Genomic DNA, 2,524 nt, shown 5'->3' with positions numbered 1-2,524 from the left:
CGGAACGGCTCCCAGCCCAGCAGCGCGTCGAAGTAGTCGAAGAACGAGGCGGGCGAGGTACGGGGCTGGCCCAGCCAGAACGCCGGCTCGACGACTGCCCGCACCCCCGCCGCGAACATGGCCTCGTAGTCGTCGGTGGTACGCGACGTCATATGGATGTGCGGGTCGAAGATGCGCATCAGGACTCCTTCGCCGTGGGGGCTGCCAGGGAGGTCAGGGCGAGGACCCGGGGCAGGTCCGGGGGGACGGGCCGGCCCGCGGCCGTGCGTTCCTCGGCGAAGTCGCCGAGCATGCGGGCGAGTTCGGCGTCGCCGTGGGCGCGCTCTCGCAGCGCGGCGACGGCGTCTGTGGGCACGCCGGTGAACAGGCACTTCAGGACGGCGTGCCGCCACAGGTGCGGGGGCAGGTGTTCGGCGGCGTACGGTCCGACGGCGGCGGCGACCAGCCGGGTGTCGTTGGTGCGCAGTGCGTCCTCGATCAGGGGCAGGCCGTCGGGCCCCGGGACCAGGTGGGGCAGGGCGTGCAGGACGGCGCGGCGTTCGGCGGCCGTGCCCTGCGTGTACAGGCGGTCGAGGGTGCCGGTGTCGGCGCGGGCGGCGTGCAGCAGCAGGACTCGGGCGGCGTCGGCGTGGTCCTGTCCGGTGCGGCGTCCGGCCTCGGCGAAGCGTGCCTCCCAGAGCGTGGGCTGCGGGCCGGCGCCGGCCGGCGGGGTCGCTGCCGCTTCGTCGAGGGCCTGGTCGAGCCAGGCGCGGGCGGCGCCGGGCAGGGCGGCGTCGAGGTGCGCCCGGAGAGCGGCGATGGTGGACGGTCCGTTCATGAGCTGCTGCCTCCTTGTGCCGCGGCCCGCAGGAAGGCGAGGGACGCGGCGGCGAGGTGCGGGCCCGCGTGGGAGTGGCGGGGCAGTTCGACGACGGTCAGGCCCTGGTAGCCGGTGGCCGCGAGGGCGTCGAGGAGCGGCGGGAAGTCGATCTCACCGTCGCCGAAGGGCAGGTGTTCGTGGACGCCGCGGCGCATGTCCTCGATCTGCACGTGCCGCAGCCAGGGCGCCGCCGCGCGCACGCAGTCGGCCGGCGACTCGGGCTCCAGGCACTGGCAGTGGCCCAGGTCCAGGGTCAGACCCAGCACGCCGGGACTGCCGAGCAGTCCGCGCAGGTGGTGGAAGTCGGCCAGGGTGCCCAGCAGATGGCCGGGCTCGGGCTCGATCGCGAGCGGCATCCCCGCGGCATCCGCCGCGTCCAGCACCGGGCCCAGGCTCGCCGCCAGACGCTTCCACGCGGTGTCCGCACCGGTGCCGGGCGGGGTGACACCGCTGAAGAGGTGCACGGCGTGCGCGCCCAGGTCGGCGGCGACCTGGATCGCGCGGAGGAGGAGTCCGACGCGGGCCGCGCGGGCGCCGGGGTCGGGGTCGAGGAGGGAGGGGCCGTGTTTGCGGCGTGGATCGAGGACGTAGCGGGCGCCGGTCTCGACGGTGGCCGTGAGGTGGCGGCGCTGGAGGGTCCGGGCGACCCGGCGGGTGCGGGCCGGGAGATCGGGGGCCAGGGGGTCCAGATGCATGTGGTCGAGGGTGAGACCGACGCCGTCGTAGCCGAGGTCGGCGAGCAGGGCGAGGGCGTCGTCCAGGCGCAGGTCGGTCAGTCCGTTGGTGCCGTAGCCCAGACGCGGGGCCGTGGGGTGCGCGGTGGGGGTCATGTGACGCTCACCTTCTTCGCGAAGCGGCGGGCGAGCGGCGCCAGCGCGGCGGTGACCAGGGCCGGTCCGGGGGCGCCCGCGCGGGCGGTGAGGGCCGCCTGGAGCGGGATCATCGCGCGGATCCCGGCGCCCACGGCGCGCTGGGTCAGTGGCGGGGAGGGGTTGAGGACGGCGTGGAGCAGGGGGCGGGCGGCGGTCACGGCGTACGCGGTGGGGCCCGGTAGGCCGAGGGGGGCTGCGGCGCCTCGGCCTACCGGGGTTCTGAGGAGGGCCCTGGTCAGGGTGGCCGTGGTGGCCAGGGCCGCGGCGGGTGCGAGGGCGTTGCCGCCCGTCGTCTCGTGCCGGGACACGGCGGTGACGGCCGTGGTGTGGAGGGCCATGGTGAGGGCGGCGCCGGCAGCCGGGGCCAGGGGGCGCTCGCTGCCGTTCCGGGCGGCGCCCGCGCCGAGGAGGACGTCGAGGCCGCGGGCCGCGCCCATGGCGACCGGGCCGGCGGGGGTGCGTTTCAGACCGAGGTCGTACGCCCAGACGGTGGCCGCGAGGGCCGTCGAGATCGCCGCGGGCACCCGTCCGGCGCGGGCGGCGAGTCCCACGCCGGCCGCGGTGAGCAGTCCTGCCGCGGTGAGGGCGGCGCCGGGCCGGATGCGGCCGGAGGGCAGCGGCCGGTGGGGGCGGTCGACGGCGTCCTCCTCGCGGTCGGCCCAGTCGTTGAGGGCCATGCCCGCCTCGTACAGGCACAAGGAGGCGCCGACGGCGAGAGCGGTGCCGCGGCCGGGGCGCGCGCCCACCGCGGCGGCGCCCGCGAGGGCGTCGCCGGGGACGGTGAACAGGGCGG

The 2,524-nt window shown here is 77.1% G+C and carries 3 protein-coding genes and 1 pseudogene; all 4 read right to left on the bottom strand.

Annotated features, from left to right (window positions below; all coding sequences use genetic code 11):
• Positions 1-179 (bottom strand): annotated as a pseudogene (locus ACIP5K_RS35665) (hydrolase TatD); the annotation flags it as partial.
• Positions 179-817 (bottom strand): EboA domain-containing protein, encoded by a 639-nt coding sequence (locus tag ACIP5K_RS35660; protein ID WP_401416667.1) that lies wholly within the window; start codon positions 815-817, stop codon positions 179-181. The gene ACIP5K_RS35660 and the pseudogene ACIP5K_RS35665, both read right to left, overlap by 1 nt.
• Positions 814-1,689: a sugar phosphate isomerase/epimerase family protein gene (locus ACIP5K_RS35655; protein ID WP_401416666.1), complete on the bottom strand. Its 876-nt coding sequence runs from the start codon at positions 1,687-1,689 to the stop codon at positions 814-816. Before ACIP5K_RS35655 ends, ACIP5K_RS35660 begins: the two co-directional genes overlap by 4 nt.
• Positions 1,686-2,524, bottom strand: an 839-nt coding sequence (locus ACIP5K_RS35650; protein WP_401416664.1) for an SCO3242 family prenyltransferase, incomplete at its 5' end; no start/stop codon positions are given. The genes ACIP5K_RS35650 and ACIP5K_RS35655, both read right to left, overlap by 4 nt.

This window comes from Streptomyces sp. NPDC088785 (genome assembly GCF_044750685.1).
In the GTDB taxonomy this organism is placed as follows: domain Bacteria; phylum Actinomycetota; class Actinomycetes; order Streptomycetales; family Streptomycetaceae; genus Streptomyces.
This window is presented reverse-complemented; position numbering and strand designations above follow the sequence as displayed.

Coding starts and splice junctions, on each gene's coding strand:
- ACIP5K_RS35660 (WP_401416667.1), bottom strand. CDS start 817: ATGAACGGACCGTCCACCATCGCCGCTCTCCGGGCGCACCTCGACGCC.
- ACIP5K_RS35655 (WP_401416666.1), bottom strand. CDS start 1,689: ATGACCCCCACCGCGCACCCCACGGCCCCGCGTCTGGGCTACGGCACC.